The organism is Proteus hauseri ATCC 700826 (assembly GCF_001654965.1).
GTDB lineage: Bacteria > Pseudomonadota > Gammaproteobacteria > Enterobacterales > Enterobacteriaceae > Proteus > Proteus hauseri.
The window spans coordinates 16,923-40,727 of the sequence record NZ_LXEV01000024.1 but is presented as its reverse complement, the minus strand read 5'-3'; the positions used below and the strand labels follow the sequence as shown (position 1 = coordinate 40,727).

Annotated in this window: 24 protein-coding genes; 16 read left to right on the top strand and 8 right to left on the bottom strand. The window is 33.4% G+C overall.

Going from position 1 to position 23,805, the window contains the following annotated elements:
* Nucleotides 1–62: 62 nt before the first annotated feature.
* Both guaB and guaA read left to right on the top strand, forming a co-directional pair.
* Nucleotides 63–1,529, top strand: coding sequence for an IMP dehydrogenase (gene guaB / locus M997_RS11235; RefSeq protein ID WP_064720214.1), 1,467 nt, complete (start codon nucleotides 63–65; stop codon nucleotides 1,527–1,529).
* Between the two features lie 101 nt (nucleotides 1,530–1,630).
* Entirely contained in the window at nucleotides 1,631–3,208 is a 1,578-nt protein-coding gene (gene guaA, locus M997_RS11230) for a glutamine-hydrolyzing GMP synthase (protein WP_064720213.1), read from the top strand.
* A 122-nt stretch (nucleotides 3,209–3,330) separates the two neighbouring features.
* On the opposite strand, the gene M997_RS11225 is transcribed toward guaA, so the two are convergent.
* Entirely contained in the window at nucleotides 3,331–4,278 is a 948-nt protein-coding gene (locus M997_RS11225) for an HNH endonuclease (RefSeq protein WP_064720212.1), read from the bottom strand.
* Nucleotides 4,279–4,768: 490 nt separating this feature from the next.
* Nucleotides 4,769–5,290, bottom strand: coding sequence for an SMI1/KNR4 family protein (locus M997_RS11220; RefSeq protein ID WP_064720211.1), 522 nt, complete (start codon nucleotides 5,288–5,290; stop codon nucleotides 4,769–4,771).
* A 228-nt stretch (nucleotides 5,291–5,518) separates the two neighbouring features.
* Here M997_RS11220 and M997_RS11215 point away from each other — a divergent pair, with 228 nt between their 5' ends.
* Both M997_RS11215 and M997_RS11210 read left to right on the top strand, forming a co-directional pair.
* Complete coding sequence (locus M997_RS11215; protein ID WP_064720210.1) at nucleotides 5,519–6,271, top strand: nucleotidyltransferase domain-containing protein; 753 nt, start codon at nucleotides 5,519–5,521, stop codon at nucleotides 6,269–6,271.
* Entirely contained in the window at nucleotides 6,252–7,307 is a 1,056-nt protein-coding gene (locus M997_RS11210; RefSeq protein WP_064720209.1) for a DNA polymerase beta superfamily protein, read from the top strand. Before M997_RS11215 ends, M997_RS11210 begins: the two co-directional genes overlap by 20 nt.
* 158 nt (nucleotides 7,308–7,465) lie before the next feature.
* Here M997_RS11210 and sra read toward each other — a convergent pair whose 3' ends face one another.
* Together sra and cutA are read right to left on the bottom strand one after the other, a co-directional pair.
* The gene (gene sra, locus M997_RS11205; RefSeq protein ID WP_064720208.1) at nucleotides 7,466–7,702 is read right to left on the bottom strand and encodes a stationary-phase-induced ribosome-associated protein; all 237 of its coding nucleotides are present in this window, start codon (nucleotides 7,700–7,702) and stop codon (nucleotides 7,466–7,468) included.
* Nucleotides 7,703–8,252: 550 nt separating this feature from the next.
* Nucleotides 8,253–8,378, bottom strand: a complete 126-nt coding sequence (gene cutA / locus M997_RS17770) for a divalent cation tolerance protein CutA (protein ID WP_239994653.1) — start codon at nucleotides 8,376–8,378, stop codon at nucleotides 8,253–8,255.
* A 369-nt stretch (nucleotides 8,379–8,747) separates the two neighbouring features.
* On the opposite strand from cutA, the gene M997_RS11195 reads away from it, so the two are divergent.
* The 4 genes from M997_RS11195 (at nucleotide 8,748) to M997_RS11180 (ending at nucleotide 12,200) form a co-directional block, all read left to right on the top strand.
* A complete protein-coding gene (locus tag M997_RS11195) occupies nucleotides 8,748–9,731 on the top strand; it encodes a sugar-binding transcriptional regulator (RefSeq protein WP_064720207.1) in 984 nt (327 codons plus the stop codon).
* 241 nt (nucleotides 9,732–9,972) lie between these two features.
* Nucleotides 9,973–10,728 carry a molybdate ABC transporter substrate-binding protein gene (gene modA, locus M997_RS11190; RefSeq protein WP_064720206.1) on the top strand — a complete coding sequence of 252 codons (756 nt, stop codon included), beginning with the start codon at nucleotides 9,973–9,975 and terminating at the stop codon, nucleotides 10,726–10,728.
* Nucleotides 10,729–10,818: 90 nt separating this feature from the next.
* A complete protein-coding gene (locus M997_RS11185) occupies nucleotides 10,819–11,589 on the top strand; it encodes an ABC transporter permease (RefSeq protein ID WP_064720205.1) in 771 nt (256 codons plus the stop codon).
* Nucleotides 11,589–12,200, top strand: coding sequence for an ABC transporter ATP-binding protein (locus tag M997_RS11180; RefSeq protein ID WP_064720204.1), 612 nt, complete (start codon nucleotides 11,589–11,591; stop codon nucleotides 12,198–12,200). Before M997_RS11185 ends, M997_RS11180 begins: the two co-directional genes overlap by 1 nt.
* A 34-nt stretch (nucleotides 12,201–12,234) precedes the next feature.
* Here M997_RS11180 and M997_RS11175 read toward each other — a convergent pair whose 3' ends face one another.
* Both M997_RS11175 and M997_RS11170 read right to left on the bottom strand, forming a co-directional pair.
* Nucleotides 12,235–12,927 (bottom strand): XRE family transcriptional regulator, encoded by a 693-nt coding sequence (locus tag M997_RS11175; protein WP_064720203.1) that lies wholly within the window; start codon nucleotides 12,925–12,927, stop codon nucleotides 12,235–12,237.
* 109 nt (nucleotides 12,928–13,036) lie between these two features.
* Nucleotides 13,037–13,294: a hypothetical protein gene (locus M997_RS11170; RefSeq protein WP_064720284.1), complete on the bottom strand. Its 258-nt coding sequence runs from the start codon at nucleotides 13,292–13,294 to the stop codon at nucleotides 13,037–13,039.
* An 836-nt stretch (nucleotides 13,295–14,130) separates the two neighbouring features.
* Between M997_RS11170 and M997_RS11165 the strand changes: the two genes are divergently transcribed.
* Nucleotides 14,131–14,538 carry a DUF4878 domain-containing protein gene (locus M997_RS11165; protein ID WP_064720202.1) on the top strand — a complete coding sequence of 136 codons (408 nt, stop codon included), beginning with the start codon at nucleotides 14,131–14,133 and terminating at the stop codon, nucleotides 14,536–14,538.
* The gene (locus tag M997_RS11160; RefSeq protein ID WP_064720201.1) at nucleotides 14,535–15,092 is read left to right on the top strand and encodes a YiiX/YebB-like N1pC/P60 family cysteine hydrolase; all 558 of its coding nucleotides are present in this window, start codon (nucleotides 14,535–14,537) and stop codon (nucleotides 15,090–15,092) included. Before M997_RS11165 ends, M997_RS11160 begins: the two co-directional genes overlap by 4 nt.
* A 70-nt stretch (nucleotides 15,093–15,162) precedes the next feature.
* Here M997_RS11160 and M997_RS11155 read toward each other — a convergent pair whose 3' ends face one another.
* On the bottom strand, nucleotides 15,163–15,951 hold the full coding sequence (locus M997_RS11155; RefSeq protein ID WP_064720200.1) for a glucose 1-dehydrogenase: 789 nt from the start codon (nucleotides 15,949–15,951) through the stop codon (nucleotides 15,163–15,165).
* A 254-nt stretch (nucleotides 15,952–16,205) separates the two neighbouring features.
* Between M997_RS11155 and M997_RS11150 the strand changes: the two genes are divergently transcribed.
* Both M997_RS11150 and M997_RS11145 read left to right on the top strand, forming a co-directional pair.
* On the top strand, nucleotides 16,206–16,910 hold the full coding sequence (locus tag M997_RS11150; RefSeq protein ID WP_064720199.1) for an RNA ligase family protein: 705 nt from the start codon (nucleotides 16,206–16,208) through the stop codon (nucleotides 16,908–16,910).
* Nucleotides 16,907–18,043, top strand: coding sequence for an AAA family ATPase (locus M997_RS11145; RefSeq protein ID WP_064720198.1), 1,137 nt, complete (start codon nucleotides 16,907–16,909; stop codon nucleotides 18,041–18,043). Before M997_RS11150 ends, M997_RS11145 begins: the two co-directional genes overlap by 4 nt.
* Nucleotides 18,044–18,142: 99 nt before the next feature.
* Here M997_RS11145 and M997_RS11140 read toward each other — a convergent pair whose 3' ends face one another.
* Nucleotides 18,143–18,646, bottom strand: coding sequence for a DUF4822 domain-containing protein (locus M997_RS11140; RefSeq protein WP_064720197.1), 504 nt, complete (start codon nucleotides 18,644–18,646; stop codon nucleotides 18,143–18,145).
* A 1,031-nt stretch (nucleotides 18,647–19,677) separates the two neighbouring features.
* On the opposite strand from M997_RS11140, the gene M997_RS11135 reads away from it, so the two are divergent.
* The 4 genes from M997_RS11135 to M997_RS11120 all read left to right on the top strand — a co-directional run bounded on the left by M997_RS11135 (nucleotide 19,678) and on the right by M997_RS11120 (nucleotide 23,789).
* Nucleotides 19,678–20,898 carry a PfkB family carbohydrate kinase gene (locus tag M997_RS11135; protein WP_064720196.1) on the top strand — a complete coding sequence of 407 codons (1,221 nt, stop codon included), beginning with the start codon at nucleotides 19,678–19,680 and terminating at the stop codon, nucleotides 20,896–20,898.
* Between the two features lie 25 nt (nucleotides 20,899–20,923).
* On the top strand, nucleotides 20,924–21,661 hold the full coding sequence (locus M997_RS11130) for a glutamine amidotransferase (protein WP_064720195.1): 738 nt from the start codon (nucleotides 20,924–20,926) through the stop codon (nucleotides 21,659–21,661).
* Between the two features lie 128 nt (nucleotides 21,662–21,789).
* Complete coding sequence (locus tag M997_RS11125) at nucleotides 21,790–22,755, top strand: DMT family transporter (protein WP_064720194.1); 966 nt, start codon at nucleotides 21,790–21,792, stop codon at nucleotides 22,753–22,755.
* Nucleotides 22,756–22,757: 2 nt separating this feature from the next.
* Nucleotides 22,758–23,789: a methylphosphonate esterase gene (locus tag M997_RS11120; RefSeq protein ID WP_064720193.1), complete on the top strand. Its 1,032-nt coding sequence runs from the start codon at nucleotides 22,758–22,760 to the stop codon at nucleotides 23,787–23,789.
* The last annotated feature ends 16 nt before the right edge of the window (nucleotides 23,790–23,805 follow it).

Below are 23,805 nucleotides of genomic sequence, written 5' to 3'. Positions count from 1 at the left end.
GGTGTGTATAATGCCGCGGCAATATTTTCTATTTCCTAAATGCCGCCTGGTGAGATATTGCTATGTTACGAATTAAAAAAGAAGCACTTACATTTGATGATGTTTTGTTAGTTCCTGCACACTCAACTGTCCTTCCTAATACTGCCGATTTGTCTACTCAACTGACAGAAACTATCCGCTTAAATGTGCCTATGCTCTCCGCTGCAATGGATACTGTTACTGAAGCATCTTTAGCGATAGCTTTAGCACAAGAGGGGGGGATCGGTTTTATCCACAAAAATATGTCTATCGAGCGTCAAGCTGAAGAAGTGCGTCGTGTGAAAAAACATGAAAGTGGTGTTGTTACCGATCCTATTACTGTAACACCTGAAACTTCATTACGTGAAGTACATGAGATGACACAACGTAATGGCTTTGCGGGTTATCCGGTTGTTACTGAACAAAATGAGCTTGTCGGTATTATTACTGGCCGTGATGTTCGCTTTGTTACTGATTTAGATCAGCCAGTGACCGCAGTAATGACGCCAAAAGAGCGCTTAGTCACAGTAAAAGAAGGTGAAGCACGCGATATTGTTATGCAAAAAATGCATGAGAAACGTGTTGAGAAAGCGTTAGTCGTTGATGACAGCTTCCATCTTCGTGGCATGATCACGGCGAAAGATTTCAAAAAAGCAGAACGTAAACCTAACGCTTGTAAAGATGAGCACGGGCGTTTGCGTGTTGGTGCAGCCGTTGGTGCTGGTGCTGGTAATGAAGAGCGTGTTGCTGCATTAGTCGCAGCTGGCGTTGATGTATTACTTATCGACTCATCTCACGGTCATTCAGAAGGTGTATTGCAACGTATTCGTGATACACGCGCCTTATATCCTAACTTACCTATTATTGGCGGTAACGTTGCAACTGCGCAAGGGGCTTTAGCATTAGCAGACGCCGGCGTGAGTGCAGTAAAAGTAGGTATTGGCCCAGGTTCAATTTGTACTACACGTATCGTAACTGGTGTGGGTGTACCACAAATTACGGCTATCGCAGATGCGGTTGAAGCATTGAAAGATCGTAATATTCCCGTTATTGCTGACGGCGGCATTCGTTTTTCTGGTGATATTGCTAAAGCATTAGCAGCAGGTGCCGCTTGTGTTATGGTGGGGTCAATGTTTGCTGGTACAGAAGAATCTCCGGGTGAAATTGAGCTATTCCAAGGCCGTTCATATAAATCTTATCGTGGTATGGGGTCTTTAGGCGCGATGTCGAAAGGTTCATCAGACCGTTATTTCCAAACCGATAATGCAGCAGATAAGCTGGTTCCTGAAGGCATTGAAGGCCGAGTTGCTTATAAAGGTTTGGTAAAAAATATTGTTCACCAGCAAATGGGTGGCTTACGTTCATGCATGGGCTTAACCGGTTGTGCAACAATTAAAGAGCTGAATACTAAAGCTGAATTTGTTCGCATCAGTGGTGCGGGTATTCAGGAAAGCCATGTTCATGATGTAACTATCACAAAAGAATCACCTAATTATCGCTTAGGTATGTAATTTATTTCGAGAAAGGTTTGTACTATTGCAGCTAAAATATAGCAAACATAGTTACAAACCTTTCAACTTAATGACTTTATCTGTTTTGGAATTCACCACAAATGACAGCAAATATCCATAATCATCGCATTCTTATCCTTGATTTCGGTTCACAATATACACAGCTTATTGCTCGTCGTATTCGTGAAATCGGCGTTTATTGTGAACTCTGGGCATGGGATGTTACAGAAGAACAAATTCGTGAATTTAATCCTAATGGTATTATTCTGTCTGGTGGCCCTGAAAGTACTACAGAAGATAACAGCCCACGTGCGCCAGAATATGTATTTAATGCAGGTATTCCTGTATTAGGTATTTGTTATGGTATGCAAACCATGTCTATGCAGTTAGGTGGTGCAGTTGAAGTTTCTGGTGAGCGTGAATTTGGTTATTCACAAGTTGAAATCCGCGAAACTTGCGAATTATTCCGTGGTATTCAAGATTCTGTTAATGAAAATGGCACACCACTGTTAGACGTATGGATGAGCCATGGTGATAAAGTTACCGCTATTCCATCAGATTTCGTTACAGTGGCAAGTACTGAAACTTGTCCATTTGCGATTATGGCAAATGAAGAAAAACGTTTTTATGGTGTTCAGTTTCACCCTGAAGTGACACACACACATCAAGGTTTAGAAATTTTAAAACGTTTTGTATTAGATATTTGTGGTTGTGATGCACTGTGGACATCGGCTGCGATTATCGAAGATACAGTGGCTCGTTTAAAAGAACTGATTGGCGACGATCACGTTATTTTAGCGCTTTCTGGCGGGGTGGATTCATCAGTTACTGCGTTGTTGTTAAATCGTGCAATTGGTAAGCGTTTAACTTGCGTATTTGTTGATAATGGCTTGCTGCGTTTAAATGAAGCAGAGCAAGTAATGGCAATGTTTAAAGGCAAATTTGACCTTAACATTATCCATGTTGAAGCTGAAAATCGTTTCTTAACTGCGCTGAAAGGCGAAAATGATCCAGAGAAAAAGCGTAAGATTATCGGTCATTCATTTATTGAAATTTTCGATGAAGAAGCGGTTAAGCTGCCACAAGTTAAATGGTTAGCACAAGGCACCATTTACCCAGATGTGATTGAGTCGGCGGCATCAGCAACAGGCAAGGCTCACGTGATTAAATCACACCACAATGTGGGTGGCTTACCTGATGATATGAAACTGGGATTAGTTGAGCCATTAAAAGAACTCTTTAAAGATGAAGTGCGTAAAATTGGCCTAGAATTAGGCCTACCATACGACATGCTGTATCGTCATCCATTCCCAGGTCCTGGTTTAGGCGTGCGTGTATTGGGTGAAGTGAAGAAAGAGTACTGCGATTTACTGCGTCGTGCTGATGCTATTTTTATCGAAGAGCTACATAAAGCCGATTTATATAATAAAGTTAGCCAAGCATTCACTGTATTCTTACCCGTACGTTCAGTCGGTGTAATGGGTGATGGTCGTAAATATGACTGGGTTGTTTCATTACGCGCAGTCGAAACCGTAGATTTTATGACTGCACATTGGGCACACTTACCATACGATTTCCTTGGTAGAGTATCTAACCGCATAATTAATGAAGTTAGCGGTATTTCAAGAGTCGTTTATGATATCAGCGGAAAACCCCCTGCAACGATAGAGTGGGAATAAACTACCGTTTATCAGCAATAGTTGATAAAGGTTAAAAAACCAAGAGCCATCAGTAAGTTACTGGTGGCTTTTTTTTCTAACATATGATTTTAATTGAAAAGACAATTAATAGTAGTTAACCATTAAATTTTTAAAAATTTTTCAAATATTTTTTTTCTGTGATATTCCAAATACTCTTGATTCGGCGGAAAACTTTTTGGTTTGCAAAGTTTATCTCCTTTAATCAGGTCGGTAATTTTTTTCAATGATGGATCATTGTTTACTATTTCAGTAACTATAATTTTAAGCTGAGAGTCAAAAGTAATATAGCCTGCATCGAATAATTTATCGTGCATTACACAAAGAGAAATACCATTTGTGGGATCTAATCTAATATCTTTTCTGGTCGCCCATGGAATTATGTGTGAACCAATCAATAATGTTTTTGTATTAATTCCGCAAATTGCACATTTGTTTCTATAATTATTTTTAACGGTATTAGAAAATACAATTTGTTTTGAACGACGGGTACTTTCACTTTTTATATCATCAACATAGTAGTTTTTAGTTTGAATATTTTGAAGTGCTTCTGTTGCAGCATTATTATCATAATCAATTTTATTATCGTCTTCCGCTAGCTCCATTAAAGATACAAAATCCTCTTTAGCAATTTTGTTCATTCCATATTGGTTAAAAAAATTCCCCCACGATCCTTGTTGTTTTTCCTTGAAGTGCCAATTAAATTTTTCGAGTTCTTCAGGATGAATATTATTAATGAATGGATAAGGTTTAGTGATAGTTCCATTTACACTGGTTTTATCATTATTTTTTTTACTAATATCTAGAGATGGAGTGATATCTTCTATTTTTCCTGCTCCAAAAAAATAAAATTTTCCTGTTTCGGAAGCTTTACCTGGACGGCGATATATAAATAAATCTCCAGGTTTAACTAATCCAAACTTACTAGTTCTCCAGGAATACCTTACAAAATCTACATCATCGTGTACGGCACTACTACCTTTTGTATCTAAGATGAAAAATTTTGTATTCGGATTATTTAATTCTGTACTATATAAATTTTTATAATTCATTTTTTAGCTTATTAATAAAAGATTAATATATTTAACATTACATTTATTAATAAATATTTCAACTACTTTGTATTCTTTATGTAGATAATCGTCTTTATTGGTTCAGGTAATAAAAATAATTCACATGGAAATATCTATTAAATAATGAATTATACTAAAAATAGATAAAATGAAATGAATTTTAAAATCTTGATCAAAATTAAAGTTTTGATTAGGCTTAACCTTTTAAAAACAGATGCTTATAAAATATTCAGTATGAATTTAGTAAGTCTATATACTCATGCTTGTTTTTATTTATGTTCTGTATAAATAAAAATAGATAATTATGTATTTAAAAATAATAACTTTAATTTTTTATTAGTTATTAGTTATTAGTTATTAGTTATTAGTTATTAGTTATTAGTTATTAGTTATTAGTTATTAGTTATTAGTTATTAGTTATTAGTTATTAGTTATTAGTTGTTTTTTATATGTAATTTTTTAAATAAGCTCATAACACCAAACTGAAAACCTTTTCTTTGTCGCCTACAATTATTGATATCTCGTTAAAAAAATCAGTAAAGGAATTATAGATTTTATAAATATTTCCATAACTATCAACACTTTGGTAAGCATATTCTTGCATTTTATCTTCAGCATGAATGCCTGTGCGATCCCAGTAATAAATGCCTTTTTGTTTACCTTTAGTAATTAAAAGATAAAAATTACCACCTGGATCTTCACCAATTAAAAACGAATTTGAAATATGTGTAATTTCCTCTAAGAACTCGTTATTGATATGTTCTAAACAAAAATTGTCGTTTGTTATTTTTGAGCCAAAGAGAACATCAAAAGCAATAAAACCATCATCAACTTGATTACAAGGTAAATCACAATAATCAGGTGATGAGACCCTATAACCGTTGTAGTATGCTAAAAAAAGCTTGTAGTCATCGGGAAATGAGATTGAATAGGAAGACTCAAGAGCTTTAATTTCCAAGTTGCTTAACCCGGTTGTGTAAATGATAGCCATAATATATTGCTCGTTATTAAAAGATAAAAATATTCTGTACTAAGAAAATTTATATAGCATCTTGAGTTAAAAGAAAATATTTATTTTTTCGTAACAAAAGATCAATTAATATATTGTAGAAAAACAATGATGAAAAAATGCCATTTTATTCTTGTTGTATAAACGATAATGAGTATGTTAAAAATCTAAGTTAATTAAAAAATAATAAAAATAGGAGATAAGGAAATCATGCACAATGAGATTTTAAAAAAGTTACCACAAATCGAACAAGAGTATCAGGTAAAACTACTCTATGTTGCAGAAAGTGGTAGTCGTGCTTGGGGTTTTGCATCAACAGATAGCGATTATGATGTGCGAGGTATTTTTATACAACCACGTAAGGCTTACCTCTCAATAGATAAGCCTAAAGAGACATTTGAATGGATTGAAAATAGCTGGTTTGATGTCGGTGCATGGGATATTACTAAAGCGCTACATTTATTAAGAAAATCTAATTGTATTTTACTAGAATGGTTACAATCACCTATTGTTTATCAGCAATATCCCAATGTACAACAAGAGCTTTTTGAATTAGCCAAACTTTATTATCAGCCTAAAGTTATTGTACATCATTATCGAGGTATTGCGAAAACAACAGGAGAGATTAGCAATAATACGATAAAACTAAAAAAGTGGTTTTATTTATTACGTTCACTTTTATCAGCATATTGGACAGTAAAAACAGGTGAAATACCACCAATGGAACTTAATAAATTAATAAAAATTCTAACTGAAGAACAGCAGATTAGAATTAATCAATTGGTTGAGTTTAAATCAGATAAAGACGAATATTTTACTTGGTTACCACCAGAAGATATGCAACAGCTTATCAGTTTTTTATGGCAAGCAACAGATGTTAAATTTGCTAAAAGAGATGTACCTAGTAATGAAGTATTAAATAACTGGTTTAGGGATAAATTAAATGAAACTGACCATCGATGATATAAAACCTTACCTGTTATTTGAGAGTATTTCTGGTAGCCGTTCACACAACCTTGCAACTGAAACCTCAGATACTGATATTAAAGGTGTATTCTATTTACCAAAGGATCTTTTCTATGGGTTAAATTATGTCCCACAAGTAAGTAACGAAAGCAATGATATCGTTTATTATGAATTAGGGCGCTTTGTTGAATTATTATGTGCTTCAAATCCGAATATTTTAGAGTTACTAAATTCACCAGAACAGGTTGTTATTTATAAACACCCATTAATTTCAGAACTAAAACCGGAATGGTTTTTATCTAAAGCTTGTGTACAAACTTTTGTACGTTATGCTCAAGGGCAAATTAAAAAAGCACAAGGATTAAATAAAAAGATAGTTAATCCTGTTGATAAACAATTAAAAACAATTTTAGATTTTTGCTACATTATTGAGCAAGGAAAAACAGTTCCAGTTAATGAGTGGTTGGCAATACATGATTGGCAACAAGAGCATATTGGGCTAGTTGATTTAACTCATGCTCAAGATCTTTATGCCGTTTATTATGATAAGTTAGGTCATTATCAAGGCATAATAAAAAAGGAAAAAGCAACAGATGTATTACTAAGCAGTATTCCTAAATCAGCAAAATTAGAGGCTTATCTAAGCTTTAATAAAGAAGGGTATAGTGCTTATTGTAAACAATATCATGAATATTGGCAGTGGGTAGCGTTACGCAATGAGGCTCGTTATCAACAAAATGTTGAGCATGGCCGTAGTTATGATAGTAAGAATATGATGCATACATTCAGGTTGCTTTATATCGCCTTAGGTATTGCGCAAGAAGGAAACGTAAAAGTTTGGTGCGATAATCGAGATGAATTATTAGAAATAAAATCAGGAGTATTTAGCTACAAGGAATTACTGTTTCGTAGTGAAGAGCTTATTGAAAAAATTTATAAGGCTTTTGAAACAAGTAAATTACCTGAAGATATTAACTATAAAAAAGCCAAATTAGCATTAGTTAATATTAGAAAAATATTATATCAGGGATAAAAGAGAGAAAAGAATATTAAATAATTAAAATAAAATGTTAAAAATAGCTATAAAATAATTATCCCTTACGTAAGTAAGGGATAAACTGAGGTTATAAATAATTATCGTTAAATAAAAATCTGTAATTATTTATAAAACAGTAAGAGTATTTTAACGTATTATAAGTTATTGACAAGATATGCAGGGTAAGCATCAGTCAATTTTAAATATATACGTTTTTTCTCTGTGGAATTTCTAAAATCTTGCTTTAAGCAGACTTGTGTTGCATTTTTTAGCTCTAAAGGCAGATTATCCGCTTCTGTAGGGGTAATAATGGATAAACGCACTTTCTTTTTAGACCGACTTAAATTGTAAGGTAAACCTAAAAGACGCCTTGCGACTCTGTTTTTTTTCACAACTCACTCCTTTTTTACATGTAATAGAGAGAAAGCTTAAATAGTATAGCAAAAAATAATAAGAATAAGATGTCGGATATCTCATTAATTAGCATAAATAGCTATATACTATCTTTAATAATATAAAAACTTTAATTATGGTTAAATATATTCTTCAAAAAAACAGCATGAAATAAAATTAAAGAAATTAGAATGTAACTATTATTAAAATAAAATTGGATTAAGCTTTTTGTATAAATCTAGGATTGAAAATCAGAAGTTATTTTTAATATTTTCAATAATTTACTTGTCTAAATATTTAGATATTTCAGTTGTTGATATTTACAGATGGTTATCATTTTTTATAATATTAGGGATAATTTAAATGAAAAAAGTGATTAATTTTTTATTTAAAAGAATTGAGGCTCAATTAAGATAACTATCGAAACAATTTTCTATTGGTATTATAATAATTTCAGGTTCATCATATAGATATAATAAGTGCTGATTGTTTGGTTACTTCACCTAAAATTACCATAAGCACTTAATTATATTAACTAATTTCATTATCTTAAAAATATATAGATTTCAGATTAGAAATTATATTGATATAAGCAGCGAGTTTTGTATTTATAAGTTGATATGCGATTTCTTTAGCAACTTTCTCATTGGGTGTAGTTAAATATACGATAATCATCGTTTAGTCCTTATCTATTCATCTGTTTTTTACGAATATGATAAGTTTGATTCACTTTAAATATTATCTAAATAAAACTTTTTAAAACTTAAAGCTATGTTTTTAATTTTTAACCAGATAAAAAAACATTTTCAAAAAAAACTTTCTCGTTATGAATTCTTTACGGCATTATTAAGAGCTTTTTACATATCGCAAAGTTCTCATGTAAAGAAAAATATGTTTTTGCCGATATTATTAGTAGTTTAATGAAATGTATCTATTTGTGTTATAAGAATTTATTTACTTAATAACATTCTTATCTTCAGTGGTATCACTAATATAAAATAAATTAATTAGTAACAACATTTATAAATAAATGTGGGGTTTAAAATGGAAAATAATTCGCTAAAAAATGCGAGTTTATTTGATAATGATCCCGTTCTCTATGCTGCATGGCTTTACTATCAGGACGGACTCAGTCAAAGTGAAGTTGCGAATATTATGGGCGTTTCTAGGGTAACTGTAGTGAAATATTTACATTTAGCCAGAGAGAAAGGGTTCGTAAATATTAGCTTAGATTCATCTGTATTTTCTACGATTGATTATGCGATCAGAATAAAAGCAAAATTTGATCTTAATAATGTGCTTATTTTACCAGATGAAGAAAAGAATAAACCGCAACAAACTTTAAGTATGAATAGAGGAAGATTAGCAAAAGCAGGGGCTATGTATCTTTCTCAGTTAATTAATGATGATGATATTTTGGGTGTTGCTTGGGGAAGAACAATTTATAAGTTAGGGAATTACCTTCCACCCAAGTCATTGAAAAATATCACTGTATTACAAATGATTGGTGCAGTTGCACCGCAACCTGATTTTACAACGGCAGAAGCAGCAGCACTGATTGCAAATAAATTCTCAGGATGCAGTATTAATTTACATGTGCCAGCAGTTGTTTCTAGTGCGCGTTTAGCGATGGAATTGCAAGCAGAACCTATTATTCGTCGTAATTTTTCGGCTTTAAATCAATGTAATAAAGCATTATTTGTTGTGGGTAATACGCAAGATGATAATCCGTTAGTCACGACTGGGGTTTTAACAACAGCTGAAATGGCGCAATATCGTGATTTAGGAGCTGTAGGTGTTATCTGTGGTCGATTCTATGACGCACAAGGTAATCCGCTAGTGGCTGATGTTGATCTTCGTATCATGGGAATTAGTCTTGCGCAATTAAGACAAATACCACAACGACTCTTTTTAGCGGGAGGTATTGAGAATATTCAGGCAACAATAGGGGCAATAAGAGGAGGATATGCCACTGATATTGTTATTGATGAAGTAACCGCTCTCGCACTATTAGAAATAGATAATTAATAATAAGATCCTCGTGAATACGAGGATCTGTTGACTGATTTCATCATTAGCCTTAGAAAATTAAATCTTATTACTGTTTATTTCACTAAGGCACTTTGTATAAGTTTAGTCCATAAATAAAGTAGTAAAATGATAAACCACTAACATTTTTATCTTTTTTTATATGAGTAACTTGCCTTAATTTATTACATCATTCATTATATAAAGAATTATATAACGAGAGATTGGTTTAGAGGTTTTTATGGCACGCCGTATATTGGCTAGTTTAGGTATAGCCTTAGGATTATTTTGTCACAATACACTTGCAGCAGAATTACATCTCTATGCTGGTGCAGGATTAAAACAACCTGTAGAACAGGTTGTTAATGTATTTGAAAAAGAAACGGGTAATAAAGTAATCATTGAATATGGTGGCTCAGGACAAATATTAACGCGTTTTAATTTAACTAAACAAGGCGATCTATTTTTCCCTGGTTCACAAGATTATGTGGAAAAATTAGATAAAGAAGGACAAATTGTTAATCAATATTCCATTGTTCGTCACATTCCTGTTATTGCTGTTCGCAAAGATAAAGTAGGTGATATAAAAACGATAGAAGATCTTGCTAATAGCTCTTTAAAATTGGGAATGGGTGATGCTAAAGCTATTGCTTTAGGTAAAAGTGGCGAACAACTTATTGATGCATCGGGTCAAGGTGATAAATTACGAGGAAAAGTAATTGTTCGTACCGCAACTATTAAACAATTATTGATGTATTTGTTAAACGGTGAAGTTGATGCCGCTATTATTGGTTATGCAGATGCAATAAAAAATCAAGACAAACTCATTTTATTACCTGTTCCTGACGGTAGCCCTGAAGAAATAGCGACATTAGCAGTATTAAAAACGTCAACAAATCCGCAAGAGGCGCAGCTATTAGCTGATTACTTTACAAGGGCAGAGGGTATCAAGGCTTTTACTGATTATGGTTTTCTCCCTATTATTTCGAAACCATAGATTTTTTTCTCACATAAATTGTGTTTTTTCGCCACCAGCTTACTGGTGGCTTTTTTCATTTATACTTCATAATAATTTTAAGGAACGCGAGTGTTTCGTTGGGCATTAATTTCTCTCTTTTTATTACTTTTTTTGATTTTAGGATCGTTGATCGCGTTAATTTGCCAACTCTCTTATGAACAACTGAGAGACGTTATTTTTGATCGTGAATTTCATTTCGCAATTGGAATGTCATTAAGTACGGCATTAATATCATTATGTTTAGCTATTTTTTTGGGGGTTCCTGCTGCGTGGGCAATGGCGCGTATTTCATTTAAAGGACGACGTTTTGTTGATGCATTATTAGATTTACCTTTAGTGACACCACCATTGGTTATAGGTATAGGATTATTATTACTGTTAGGGAATCAAGGACCTTTTACATCGATTTTCCCCCAATTAGCTCGCTCTTTATTTTCGCCGTTAGGTATTATTATTGCGCAAACTTATGTTGCTAGTGCAATTATTATGCGTAATAGCTTATCTGCATTTAAAGCAGTTGATCCCGCTTATATTCAAACGGCTCAAAATTTAGGATTAACGCCAACAAAAACATTTCTTTTAATTGAAATTCCACTTTGCTGGCCAGCGTTAATGAGTGGGAGTATTGTGGCTTTTTCTCGAGCATTAGGTGAGTTTGGTACCACCTTAATGTTAGCAGGAGCCACTCGATTAAAAACAGAAACATTGCCTATGGCAATTTATTTAAATATTGCCAGTGGTGATTTCTCATTAGCAATAGGCTGTGCTTTGGTACTTATTGCCATAGCAATTACATTGCTGTTTGCTTTGCATCGTTTACAACGTGAAAGGAAATCCTGATGTTAGAAATTAACTTACTTACAACGGGAATTTTAAATGATATTTCTTTGAATGTGATAAAAGGGGAATGCTTAGGTGTTAGTGGAACTTCAGGTAGTGGTAAAACAACATTATTAAATGCAATAGCAGGCTATACCAACTATTTTGGTGATATTATTCTTGATAATAAAAATATTAATCAGCAGCCAGTGTGGTTACGCTCTTGCCGTTATTTGAATCAACGGCTTTATCTATTTCCATTTATGACAGTAGCTCAAAATCTTTGGCTTGCACAATATGGTGCGAAACAAAAACGTAATAAAAATAGAGAGATTGAGATATTAGAACAAATGGGGATTGCTCATCTTTCTGCACGTTATCCTAATCAGATATCAGGTGGCGAACAACAAAGAGTTGCATTGGCAAGGGCGCTTATTAGCCAACCCAAACTATTATTACTAGATGAACCATTTTCAAGTCTGGATTGGGAAACTCGTTATCAGCTTTGGGATATCATCATCGCCTTAAAAACAAAGCAGATGACGATGATTATGGTAACTCATGAACCTCGTGAAATAGAGGCTTTAGCTGATAAAACGATTTTATTGTCAAAAGGACAAATTATTAGTTAAAACTAAAAGGCCAAAATAGATAGCTGATAGAGCATCACCACGCCATTACTGACCAGTGAATAATACGACCCATAATTTTTACTGAGTCAGTTTCTGCAGTTTCGTCAGGAAATTCATCTTTGTTATAGCTACGAATAATCAGTTTTCCACCAGGTTGGCGATAGAGTAGTTTTATTCTAAATAAAGCATCTTGTTCAATGGCATAGATACCACCATCAACAATACGTGTATTTCCTGTGTCTACAGTGACAGTTGAACCATTTGGAATAACGGGTGACATGCTATCGCCATAAACAGAAAAACAGATAACATTTTGAGATGATGCGCCATAACGACGTAATGTGCTTTTTGAAAATCTTAATTTATATCCATTATGATCTTCATTAGTACAGCAACCGTCGCCCGCTGCTAACTCAATACTTTTAAAATAGGGAATTTCAACTTCATCAGCACTTAATGGAGTATTACTATCCCATTCACTGACTGGGTGCCACTCATTTTCAGGTGGAATTTCAGATATAGATTCATGTTCATCTTCGCCGTTTAATAGCCAAACTAAATCGCAATTTAATGCTTTAGCTAATTCGGGTAAAAAACGAGGACGTTTAGTTTTACCACTTTCTAATTGCTCAATGGATTGCTGGGTAGTACCCGCAAGTAGAGCAAGTTCAGATTGTGTTAAAGCTAATGCAATGCGTTTGTCTTTGGTGCGTTTCGCAATAGACATGGTGACTCCTAATACGTGTCCTTACATATTTAAGTACAAGCAGTATATCTTAAAAATAAAACAATTTAAATTGTATTTTATAGTAACGCTAAAATTAGGATAAAATATATTACTGCACTCGAAAAACGTCATCAGCACTATTAGGTGGAGATTTTAACGGGTTTTCGTCGGTAACTTCAGGATCTCGCAGGACTTGTCCACAAAAAATATAGAGATCAGGTCTTTTCTTTTTCAAGTAATTAAGCCGAGTAGTGCATTCATCTTTAGTATAAATCGTTTCTGTAACAGGGATCGCATCACAAGAATCATGCCCACAAGGACTAACAAGTAAAACATAACCGACCAGCATGAGCTGTGAAGTAAACATAAAATGCCCTTTCATGTTTCGCCATTCAAAATCAGATGAATAGATTACCTATTCGCGATAAAAAATGCAGTTTCTATTTATCTTAAATAACATTAATGATGTAAAAAGTCGTCTGTGATCACAAATTTTCTAGTGTTTATTTGTATTTTAGCTGAATGTGTTATAGATAAATTTATAAAAAATCGAGAAATAAAGCCAGTGTAGCCACTTAAAAAACAAATAGACTTGTTTTTAATACCTTTTAAAATAGATGAATTGTTATATTATAAATAATAATTTATGTTTTTATTTCGTTTATTATATTTCTGATTATTTCTTACGTTTAAATAGAAATTTTAATATTTCAAACATTAACTATTACTATTAAACTAAAATATTATTAAATAACATTCCATATGTATTAAAAATATTTATTGTTTTTAGTCTATAAAATAGATAGTGGTCGTAAAACAAACAGTAGGTTTTATTGGTAAAAAGTAATGTTTCTTAATTGTTTGATTTTTAATGCAATACAAATATATTTTTTTATTAAATTAAAAGTAATTAGATTATTTAAAATAGGAAATACTCATTTTATGACTAATTGTTCAATGTATTCTAACTTAATTTTAGCTAAGTGATGAAAAGAAATTTTAATTTAAGTTTAAAATAAAAATAATCCATGACTGTTTCTATTCTTATCAAGTATAATTCTGTGGCAGAAAAGAAAAGTTTACTTTTCTACACTTCTACACAGAAAAATATCAACTAGGCAATAAATAACATAATGCTATTATAAATAGTGTGTTATACAAAATTATTTGGTCAAATTATAATATTTAAGGTGATGGTGAATTATGTTTAAAAAGATGATGAGTTTCTTGTTTCTAGCTGTTGCGTTAATGACGTTATCTGCATGTGGCGATAAAACAGATGAAGCAGGGCAAGCAGCAGTCGCATTTGTTGAAGCGGTTGCAGCAGGAGATGGCGATAAAGCTGTTTCATTAATGTACTTTGGTGACTTAGAAAAAGACCCGATGGCAGAGCAAATTACGGGTAAATTTAAAATGATCATTACCGAAGCAGGTAAGCAAATTAAAGAACAAGGTGGTTTAACTAAAGTTGAAGTCGTTAAAGTCGAATATTCAGAAGATAAAAACAGTGCTGTTGTCACATTAAAAACAGTACTTAAAAACGGCGAAGAAAAAACTGAAGACCAACAAATGATTAAAATTGATGGCAAATGGAAAGTTGCTGTTAAGTGATTATCCGCATATTTTTTTCTTTAGTTTTATTTTTAGCGAGCGCAAATAATGCGCTCGCTTTACCTTATGAATTAAAAAGTGGTGATTTAGTTTTTCGTGATGGTGATGAGGTTATTAGCGATATTATTAAACAAGTAGATAACAGTGGTTTTAGTCACGTAGGAATGTTGTGGATCACTGAAGAAGGTATTCAAGTAATACATTCAACACCAAGTGAACATCCTAATATAAAAGACGGTGTCACCATTGATAGTCTTGAGTTTTTTACTAGTAGAGCTAAACCTAATTCTGTTCGATTTTATCAAGTTAAAGGGGATGATGTAGCAAGAGATAAAGCGTTACATATTGCTTTAAATCGTGTTGGTGAAAATTTTAGTATTTATCCTGAACAAGGTGTTTATTGCACAGAATTAGTTGCTGATGCATGGTTAAAAGCAGGTATTTCTATTTCAACAGGTACGAAAATATTAAATATACCTTTTATTTCAGATAGGCCGCTTATTTTTCCTGATAATCTGATTAATGCTGAAAATGTTGTTCTTTATTCAGACTGATTTTTACTAATCATGGTTCCCACCTTCTAGCACTATAAGAACTAAAAAGTGGGTTTTCTATTGGAATAACTTAACCTTTACCACCTTGGAAAGATGGGTAAAGCGTCATTCCACCATCAATAAAAATTGTCTGACCTGTAATATAGGCAGATTGCTCTGATGCTAACCAAGCCGCAACATTTGCTACCACTTCAGGTTCTGCTGCGTATTTCATTGGGATCATCTCTTCCAATTCTTTACGTAGTTCATCATCTGCCATTTTTTCTTTATTAATTGGTGTATTGATTGCGCCAGGACCAATAGAATTAATTCTAATACCATGACTTGCATATTCAAGAGCGAGAGATTGCGTCAACATTCTAACGCCACCTTTGCTGGCTGCATAACTAGCAAAAGTAGGCCAAGGAATAATTTCATGAACAGAAGACATATTAATGATATTGCCTTGAATTTTATTTTCTACAAAATATCTTAGAGCGGAGCGAGCCGTAAGAAAATAGCTAGTTAAATTCACATTGATAATTTTATGCCAGTCAGCTAAATCGACAGCATGGGAGGGGGTCTGGTTTTCAATTCCGGCATTATTAATAAGAAGATCAAGTTTACCAAAATGATTTATTGCACAATAAATAAAATTATGTGCGATATCTTCATCACTAATATCACCACCAAAGATAATAGCTTTACCTAAACCTAATTTATTTAAATCATCAGCAAGAGCGTTTGCTTCTTTTTCATCAGAATGATAGTTAATTACGACATTCATCCCTTCAGCGACTAATCGTGACACAACGGCAGCACCAATACCTCTTGATGATCCCGTAACGACAGCTACTTTTCCTTGAAGATCGTTGTACATATTTCCTCCGATATTCGATTAAAAAATTAAGTGAAAAGTAATATAAGTAATAAATAGAATTATTTATCTAGCACTCTATTAATCTTATGGTTAATATAGCCACTTATTTATTTTTTCACTTCTTCTTATTGTAGGTTGTTATTATGTAATACGCATTAAGGCACTGATGGAATAGTGCAGATTACAGACGAGTTTACTTGCCGAATAGCTATTTTAGTTTGGCAGGATTTCTGTTACTTAATGAGTAAAAAATAATGAACAATCAATCACAAAAATACGATAGAACGTATCACTATCCTTTTTCACCAGGCACAACGAATGATGATCGCATTAATTCGCAATGGTGGCAGGATATCTGCAATATAAAAACACTTATCCATACAGAAAAACTGGATGGAGAAAATAATTGTTTAAATCAAGCAGGGGTATTTGCTCGCTCTCATGCAACACCAACACAATCAGCATGGACGACACAACTACGTCAACGTTGGCAATTAATAAAAAATGATTTAGGGGATATCGATATCTTCGGTGAAAACCTTTATGCCATTCATTCTATTGAATATACATTTTTAGAAGAATACTTTTATGTGTTTGCGGTGCGCTGTAAAGATAAATGGCTGAGTTGGGAAGAAGTGCAATTTTATGCTGCACTGTTTGATTTTCCTACGGTTCCAGAAATTACGTTGCCCGATTGTAGCGATAAAAATAAATTTGAACAGATGATTGTTTCACAAGCAACCCAGCCAAGCTTTTTTCAGTCTCAAGATGTATCAACAAAAAAAGCGAGTCCAATGGAAGGTATTGTTACCCGAGATGCTCAATCTTTTGCATTAAATGAATTTTCTCATCGGGTGTTTAAGTATGTGAGAAAAGATCATGTTAAAACAGATGTGCATTGGAAAAAAAATTGGCAAAGAGCTCCCTTAAGTTGGGAAAAAGCACAGGAGTCTCGATGATGCTTCATAAAAAATTACATACCAAAATGTCATGGGATGAACTATGTAGCTTATATAGTGAAATAAGTGATATGGCAGGAGTCGTGCAAGATCCCATTCATCATGCTGAAGGTGATGTTGCTATTCATACTCAGCGTGTTATTGCGTCAGTAAAGTTATTGCCTGAATACAGCTTATTATCAGAGCGTGAACAACAAATTTTATGGATTGCGGCGCTGTTGCATGATGTAGAAAAACGATCTACTACACGAGAAGATGAGGGGAGAATTATTTCACCGAGTCATGCCCGTAAAGGTGAATTAACAACTCGCCGTTTTCTTTATGAAAAAGTGCCAGTTAATTTTATCGATAGAGAACATATTGCGGCATTAGTACGTTATCACGGATTACCTTTATGGGTAATGGATAAGCAGGATCCTAAAAAAGCATTATTATCTGCTTCATTACGCGTTGATTGTTATTTATTAGCACTATTAGCAAAAGCGGATGTATTAGGCCGAGATTGTGAAGATAAGCAAGCTCTATTCGATAAAATAGATTTGTTCTCACTTTATTGTGAAGAGCTAGAATGTTGGCGTAAACCTGCTTTTTTCCCTTCTGAACGAGCATGTTTTCATTATTTTTATACTGAAAATAGTGCTGATTGTAATTATGAACCGTATCCTGAAAAAGGAAGTGAAGTCACCATACTTTGCGGACTACCAGGCATGGGAAAAGATACTTTTATTCAGCAGTATTGTGCAGATCGTCCGATAGTTAGTTTAGACGCACTACGCAGACAGCATAATATTAAGCCTGATAATCGAGATGCTAATGGTTGGATCGCTCAGTTAGCAAAAGAGCAAGCAAAGGAATATCTACGTCAGCATAAATCTTTTGTTTGGAATGCGACAAATATAACTCGACAAATGCGAGATCAGCTGATTTCACTGTTTTATCGTTATCAAGCTAAAATTACTTTGGTTTATATTGAAGTACCTTATATACAGTGGCAAAAACAGAATAACGCAAGAGTTGAGTCAGTTCCTATAAAAGTAATGGAAAGAATGTTAACTAAGCTAGAAGTTCCATCTCCAGAGGAAGCCCATAAAGTTATTTATTGGGTTAATGGTCAATCACAAACGCTACTGTAATAGTTTAAAACCAAGTAACAAGAAAGATAAAATTAAAAAAAGGCTACTTTGTAAGTACAAAATAGCCTTTTAATTATTTGCCTACGAATATGAGAATTTTTACTTCTTAGGCTGGTGAATAATATCAAAATAAACGTTTTTATCGTCTGAATTTGGATAAATTCGATAAGTATATTCATCATTTTTAACTGTGATATTTTCGACACCACGTGTAAATAACACTTTTCCTTCAGTATCTTTCGCGGTTAATGTCCGGGTTTTACCATCTGATGATATTGCCCAATCACCTTGCATTTTTTGTTTACCTTCAGGTGTAAACATAATGAATGTGCCATTAGGATAATACTCTGCTAAACCAAAATAGTTGCTTACTTGAGCATTATCAGCTGAAACTTTGTTTCCTTTTTCATCAATAGCGTCTGTAGTTACCCAGACTTTTTCTATCATAATTTTCTCATAGTCATTTAATTCTTTTTGACTTTGAATAGCGCCTTTAGTCTGCAGTGTTGCAGTATTGGTTTGATTTTCAACTTTTACATCATTGGCAAAAAGAGAAAAACTAGCACTTAATAATGAGATTGCGATGAGTGATTTTATTTTCATTGATATATCCTTATGCAAGTTAAATTGTCATTTTTATCAAATAGCTTTGAATTTTGATTTACCTAAACTTAACCATTAAATCAGCTAAGTACTAGAAAAGATGTATGTCAAAATGTTTCTAGTGAAAAGGATATTTGACAAAATGTAATGGTGATAAATTTCAATTATTTTACGATAACTACCATAATAGGCCATTATATGGGTTATTGTGGTTATTATATCTGCCATTTAATTTATCGATGAGATAAGTCATTGCTACTGCAAGTTGATTATTGTGCTATAGGTAGACTGACAATTTACAAAAGTATGCCAAAGCTTGACTTATTAGTTGGTTATATCGACAAAGAATAACCTCAAATAATTTTAGAAGTCGAGTAAAATAACGTTGAAAATGATAAAAAAGGATAAATTTTAGTCAACACTGTTAAATTGCAGCAATATTGAATGTTATCTAGATCACAAAAATGAAATGCGAAATTTGTGTGTGTTTTATCCTTTTCTTTTATATTACTTAACTAATGATCTCATTTTCTTTCGACGTTATCGTTTTCTTTTGGTTTTAGTCATAAATATCACTATATTAATGATAAATTTTATTTAATAATTTTATTAAAAAGATTAATGCTTTGCTCGATTCAATAGCGCTGTCTATTATTTAAGCATAGCGACAGTTATTTAAATGATAGGAAGATATTATTTTTCCTAAGTGATTAGGTATTAAGATATTTTTAATGAGTTAATTATTTTTTAAAAAAAAATCAAAAATAAAAATGAAATATCTGATATTAAATTTACTAATGATAATCTAAAGAATAAATTTTTATTTTCATAATTTATATTGATAAATATGAATTAAACTCGCAATTCTATTTATTAAATAATCTTATTAAAACCATTATTTATTTCTGTTTATTTTTGTTTTTTATTTTTGTATTTCTGCTTTTTTTTGCTTTTAATAAATAACATATGATTGTAATCACAATCCCATAACAACTATTAAATTAAAGTTGTTGCCATAGAGGTAACATTAAATGAAAGCAGAACGTCATAAAAAAATTATTAATTTGATCAAAGGTAATGGTGCCGTAAAAGTTTCTGTTTTAGCTAAAGAACTTAATGTTACCAAAGAAACTATTCGGTCAGATTTAAATACTCTTTCTGATAAAGGAATTATAAAAAGATGCCACGGAGGCGCTTTTATCGAATTTGAAACTTTAGATAAGGTTGCCAAGAAAGAAATTATACAATTTTTAGAATGTAATGACCAAATTGATAAAATTGATTTAGCAGGTAAAACTGCAATAAATAAGGTGTGTGTACTGGGATCATTTAATGTTGATATGATTAGTTATCTACCTAGATTGCCAGAAGCCGGGGAATCCTTATTATCCAATAAATTTATCTTCTCACCAGGAGGTAAAGGGTGTAACCAAGCTCTAGCTGCCAGTTATGCTGATGCTCAGGTGCATTTTATAACAAAAATCGGCACGGACCAGTTCAGTGATTATGCTGTGAATTTTATATCGTCATCAAGAATAAAAACATCAACGATATATCAAACAGAAAATTTTCAAACAGGAACAGCCTCTATTTTTGTATCAGAAGAGAGTGGGGAAAATATAATTTCTATTTACTCAGGTTCTAATATGGATATTTCTTCTGATGAAGTAAAAATACAGAAAGATAAAATTATTGACGCGGATATTATCTTATTACAATTGGAAACAAATATTGAGGCATTGAAAGAGATTATCTCTATAGGAAATGAGAATAATATTCCAATTATTCTTAATCCAGCGCCTTATAATAAAATTGTTCATAAATTACTTCCAATGGTGGATGTATTAACCCCCAATGAAACAGAAGCTAGTTTATTATCTGGTATCGAAGTGTTGGATTTAGAATCTGCAAAAAATGCCGCAGTTTCTATTTATCAAAAAGGCGTAAATAAAGTTGTTATTACGCTGGGTAGTAAAGGTTCGTTAGCTTATGACGGATACAAGTATATTTACTCGCCGGCATACCCGGCCGTAGTAAAAAATACGGCAGGCGCTGGTGATGCTTTTAATGGTGCGCTGGCTGCCTCATTGGCAAAAGGAAAGCAGTTTTCTTATGCGTTACGCTATGCATCAGCTTTTTCATCGTTAGCTGTTGAGACGAGTAATGCTTCAGAAATGCCTGAAGATATTAATGTCATGCATCGCATCAATCAAACAACATATTCACAGATTGTTACGCAATCCCCTGAATAAATATGCTTTTGAAAGAGGAATAAAAATGAAAATTTTATTTATTGGTGAGTCATGGCACATTCATATGATTCACTCTAAAGGCTACGACAGTTTCACTTCCAGCAAATATGAAGAAGGTTCAACGTTTTTACTGAGTTGTTTAAGAGAAAAAGGCGTTGAAGTTGATTATATGCCTGCTCATACAGTGCAAATTGCATTCCCTAAAACAGCAAAAGAATTAGCTAAATATGATGTCATTGTTATCAGCGATATTGGTGCAAATACATTCCTTCTGCAAAACGATACTTTCTATAACATGAAAGTGATCCCAAATGCGTTAGGTTTAATAAAAGAATTTGTTGTTAATGGTGGTGGCTTATTAATGATTGGTGGTTACCTGTCATTTATGGGTATTGAAGCAAAAGCAAACTATAAAAATACATTACTTGCAGAAGTTCTGCCTGTAGAAATGCTTGATGGTGATGATCGTGTTGAAGCGCCAGAGGGCGTATTTGCAAGCGCTGTTAATGCAGAACACGCTTCTGTAAAAGGCTTTACTCAATGGCCGATGTTCCTTGGTTATAACAAAGTCTCAGCTAAAGAAAATACTGAAACGGTATTAAATATTGGCGAAGATCCACTGTTGGTATTTGGTCAATTTGAGAAAGGTAAAACCGGTTGCTTTATGAGCGATTGTTCGCCGCACTGGGGTAGTAAAGAGTTTTTAGCATGGCCTCATTATGCTGATATGTGGGTCAATATTCTTAAGCAAATCGCACGTTAATTCTGACTAAGAATAACAGTAATAAAAGTAAAAAGCGCAGAGCTGCAACTCTGCGCTAATAAAAAACCGATTACTTGAAAAATAAAAAAAGAAATCACTCATAGCCCATAATCCCAAAGGAACATCTTATGAGTACAAAAAATTTATCAACACCATTTCTAATGTTAGCGACGGTATTAGCCGGTATGCTATCACCAATGCAGTCTGCGGTGAATGGTCAGCTAGGGCATGTTTTAAAAGATGGTAACGCGAGTGCCGTTATCTCTTTTGCTAGTGGTTTAGTCGTGATGTTTTTTATTATTATGTCAAAAAAACAATATCGCCAGCAATTTGCTTCTATTCCAAGTTTAATTAAAACGCGCAAAATTCCATTATGGAACTGGTTTGCTGGATTATGTGGTGCAATGGTTGTGTTTTCAGAAGGTGCTTCAGCCAGCGCATTAGGAATTGCTACCTTCCAAACTGCATTAATATCCGCACTATTATTATCAGGTTTATTATGTGACCGTTTTGGCGTAGGTGTTGATGAGAAAAAATACTTTACCCCATACCGCGTTTTAGGTGCTGTATTAGCTGTTGTTGCGACTTTATTTGTAGTTTCGCCACAATGGCATTCAACATCTTTCATCTATTTAGCCATTCTTCCTTTCCTTGCAGGCTTATTAGCAGGTTGGCAGCCAGCTGGTAACTCGAAAGTTGCTGAAGCAACCGGCTCTATGATGGTTTCGATTACTTGGAACTTTATTGTTGGCTTTACTGTTTTAACCATCGCATTGATTGTTCGTATGGCATTAGGTCATATCACTGTTGAATTACCAGCAACTTGGTGGATGTATTTAGGTGGTCCATTAGGCTTAATGTCTATCGCATTAATGGCTATCTTAGTTCGTGGTTTAGGTTTATTGATGTTAGGTGTTGCATCAACAGCAGGTCAGTTATTAGGTTCTGTTTTAATCGATACATTATTACCATCATTAGGTAACACGGTTTATCTGGTAACTATTATCGGTACATTATTTGCTTTAGTTGGTGCGATAGTGACGACTATTCCTGAGTTCAGATCTGCTAAGACAGTTAAAAACGTAGGAGCTTAATAATGAAAGGTTATATTCAAACGGTAACAGGTCCTGTTAAGAAAGAAGAAATGGGGCTGACATTGCCTCATGAACATCTCTTTAATGATCTTTCTGGTGTTGTGGATAAACCTTTTTATGAGTTTTCGCATGTGTTAGTGGATAAAAAAGTGAGTGCGGATATTCAGTGGGGACTTAAATACGATCCATATTGTTGTTGCGATAATATGGATAAAAAACCAATTGAAGATGTCATTTTTGAATTAAATAATTTTAAAGAATTAGGCGGCCGAACGATAGTTGATGCAACAGGTTCTTCATCTATTGGTCGTGATATTAGAAAACTAAGAGAAGTTGCAGAATTAACGGGTATAAATGTTGTGGCATCTTCAGGCCTTTATATTGAAAAATTTGAAGGTCAACGCCTTGCTGATGATATTGAGGCAATGGCAAAAATGATTGATGATGAATTAAATATTGGTATCGATGGTACTGATATTCGTGCAGGAATGATTGGTGAAATTGGCGTTTCTCCATTCTTTACTGACGGTGAGAAAAATAGTTTACGTGCTGCGGCAATTGCACAAAATAATAATCCTCATGCTTCTATGAATATTCATATGCCAGGTTGGCAGCGTCGTGGTGATGAGGTTCTAGATATTCTATTAACGGAAATGGGTTGTGATCCTGCTAAGATTTCATTAGCTCATTCAGATCCATCAGGTAAAGATATCGATTATCAATGCAAGATGCTAGATCGCGGTGTATGGCTTGAATTTGATATGATTGGATTAGATATATCGTTCCCGAAAGAGGGCGCTGCGCCAAGCGTAATGGATACCGTCAATGCAGTTGCAACACTTATTGAAAGAGGTTATGGCCACCAAATTGTATTAAGTCATGATGTTTTCTTAAAACAAATGTGGGCAAAAAATGGCGGAAATGGTTGGGGTTTTGTTCCTAATGTGTTCCTGTCATTATTAGCCCAGCGTGGTATCGACAAATCGATTATCGATAAGCTTTGTGTTGAAAATCCAGCAAATTTATTAGCGTAGATTGTATTTAGTGTAA

Excerpts from the sequence above, each read along its gene's own strand:
- M997_RS11170 (WP_064720284.1), bottom strand. The coding sequence starts at position 13,294 with ATGTTTACTTCACAGCTCATGCTGGTCGGTTATGTTTTACTTGTTAGT.
- M997_RS11140 (WP_064720197.1), bottom strand. The coding sequence starts at position 18,646 with ATGAAAATAAAATCACTCATCGCAATCTCATTATTAAGTGCTAGTTTT.
- M997_RS11220 (WP_064720211.1), bottom strand. The coding sequence starts at position 5,290 with ATGGCTATCATTTACACAACCGGGTTAAGCAACTTGGAAATTAAAGCT.
- M997_RS11135 (WP_064720196.1), top strand. The coding sequence starts at position 19,678 with ATGAAAGCAGAACGTCATAAAAAAATTATTAATTTGATCAAAGGTAAT.
- M997_RS11125 (WP_064720194.1), top strand. The coding sequence starts at position 21,790 with ATGAGTACAAAAAATTTATCAACACCATTTCTAATGTTAGCGACGGTA.
- M997_RS11150 (WP_064720199.1), top strand. The coding sequence starts at position 16,206 with ATGAACAATCAATCACAAAAATACGATAGAACGTATCACTATCCTTTT.
- M997_RS11130 (WP_064720195.1), top strand. The coding sequence starts at position 20,924 with ATGAAAATTTTATTTATTGGTGAGTCATGGCACATTCATATGATTCAC.
- M997_RS11145 (WP_064720198.1), top strand. The coding sequence starts at position 16,907 with ATGATGCTTCATAAAAAATTACATACCAAAATGTCATGGGATGAACTA.
- cutA (WP_239994653.1), bottom strand. The coding sequence starts at position 8,378 with ATGATTATCGTATATTTAACTACACCCAATGAGAAAGTTGCTAAAGAA.
- M997_RS11155 (WP_064720200.1), bottom strand. The coding sequence starts at position 15,951 with ATGTACAACGATCTTCAAGGAAAAGTAGCTGTCGTTACGGGATCATCA.
- guaB (WP_064720214.1), top strand. The coding sequence starts at position 63 with ATGTTACGAATTAAAAAAGAAGCACTTACATTTGATGATGTTTTGTTA.
- modA (WP_064720206.1), top strand. The coding sequence starts at position 9,973 with ATGGCACGCCGTATATTGGCTAGTTTAGGTATAGCCTTAGGATTATTT.
- M997_RS11225 (WP_064720212.1), bottom strand. The coding sequence starts at position 4,278 with ATGAATTATAAAAATTTATATAGTACAGAATTAAATAATCCGAATACA.
- M997_RS11195 (WP_064720207.1), top strand. The coding sequence starts at position 8,748 with ATGGAAAATAATTCGCTAAAAAATGCGAGTTTATTTGATAATGATCCC.
- M997_RS11175 (WP_064720203.1), bottom strand. The coding sequence starts at position 12,927 with ATGTCTATTGCGAAACGCACCAAAGACAAACGCATTGCATTAGCTTTA.
- M997_RS11165 (WP_064720202.1), top strand. The coding sequence starts at position 14,131 with ATGTTTAAAAAGATGATGAGTTTCTTGTTTCTAGCTGTTGCGTTAATG.
- M997_RS11210 (WP_064720209.1), top strand. The coding sequence starts at position 6,252 with ATGAAACTGACCATCGATGATATAAAACCTTACCTGTTATTTGAGAGT.
- M997_RS11120 (WP_064720193.1), top strand. The coding sequence starts at position 22,758 with ATGAAAGGTTATATTCAAACGGTAACAGGTCCTGTTAAGAAAGAAGAA.
- M997_RS11180 (WP_064720204.1), top strand. The coding sequence starts at position 11,589 with ATGTTAGAAATTAACTTACTTACAACGGGAATTTTAAATGATATTTCT.
- M997_RS11215 (WP_064720210.1), top strand. The coding sequence starts at position 5,519 with ATGCACAATGAGATTTTAAAAAAGTTACCACAAATCGAACAAGAGTAT.
- guaA (WP_064720213.1), top strand. The coding sequence starts at position 1,631 with ATGACAGCAAATATCCATAATCATCGCATTCTTATCCTTGATTTCGGT.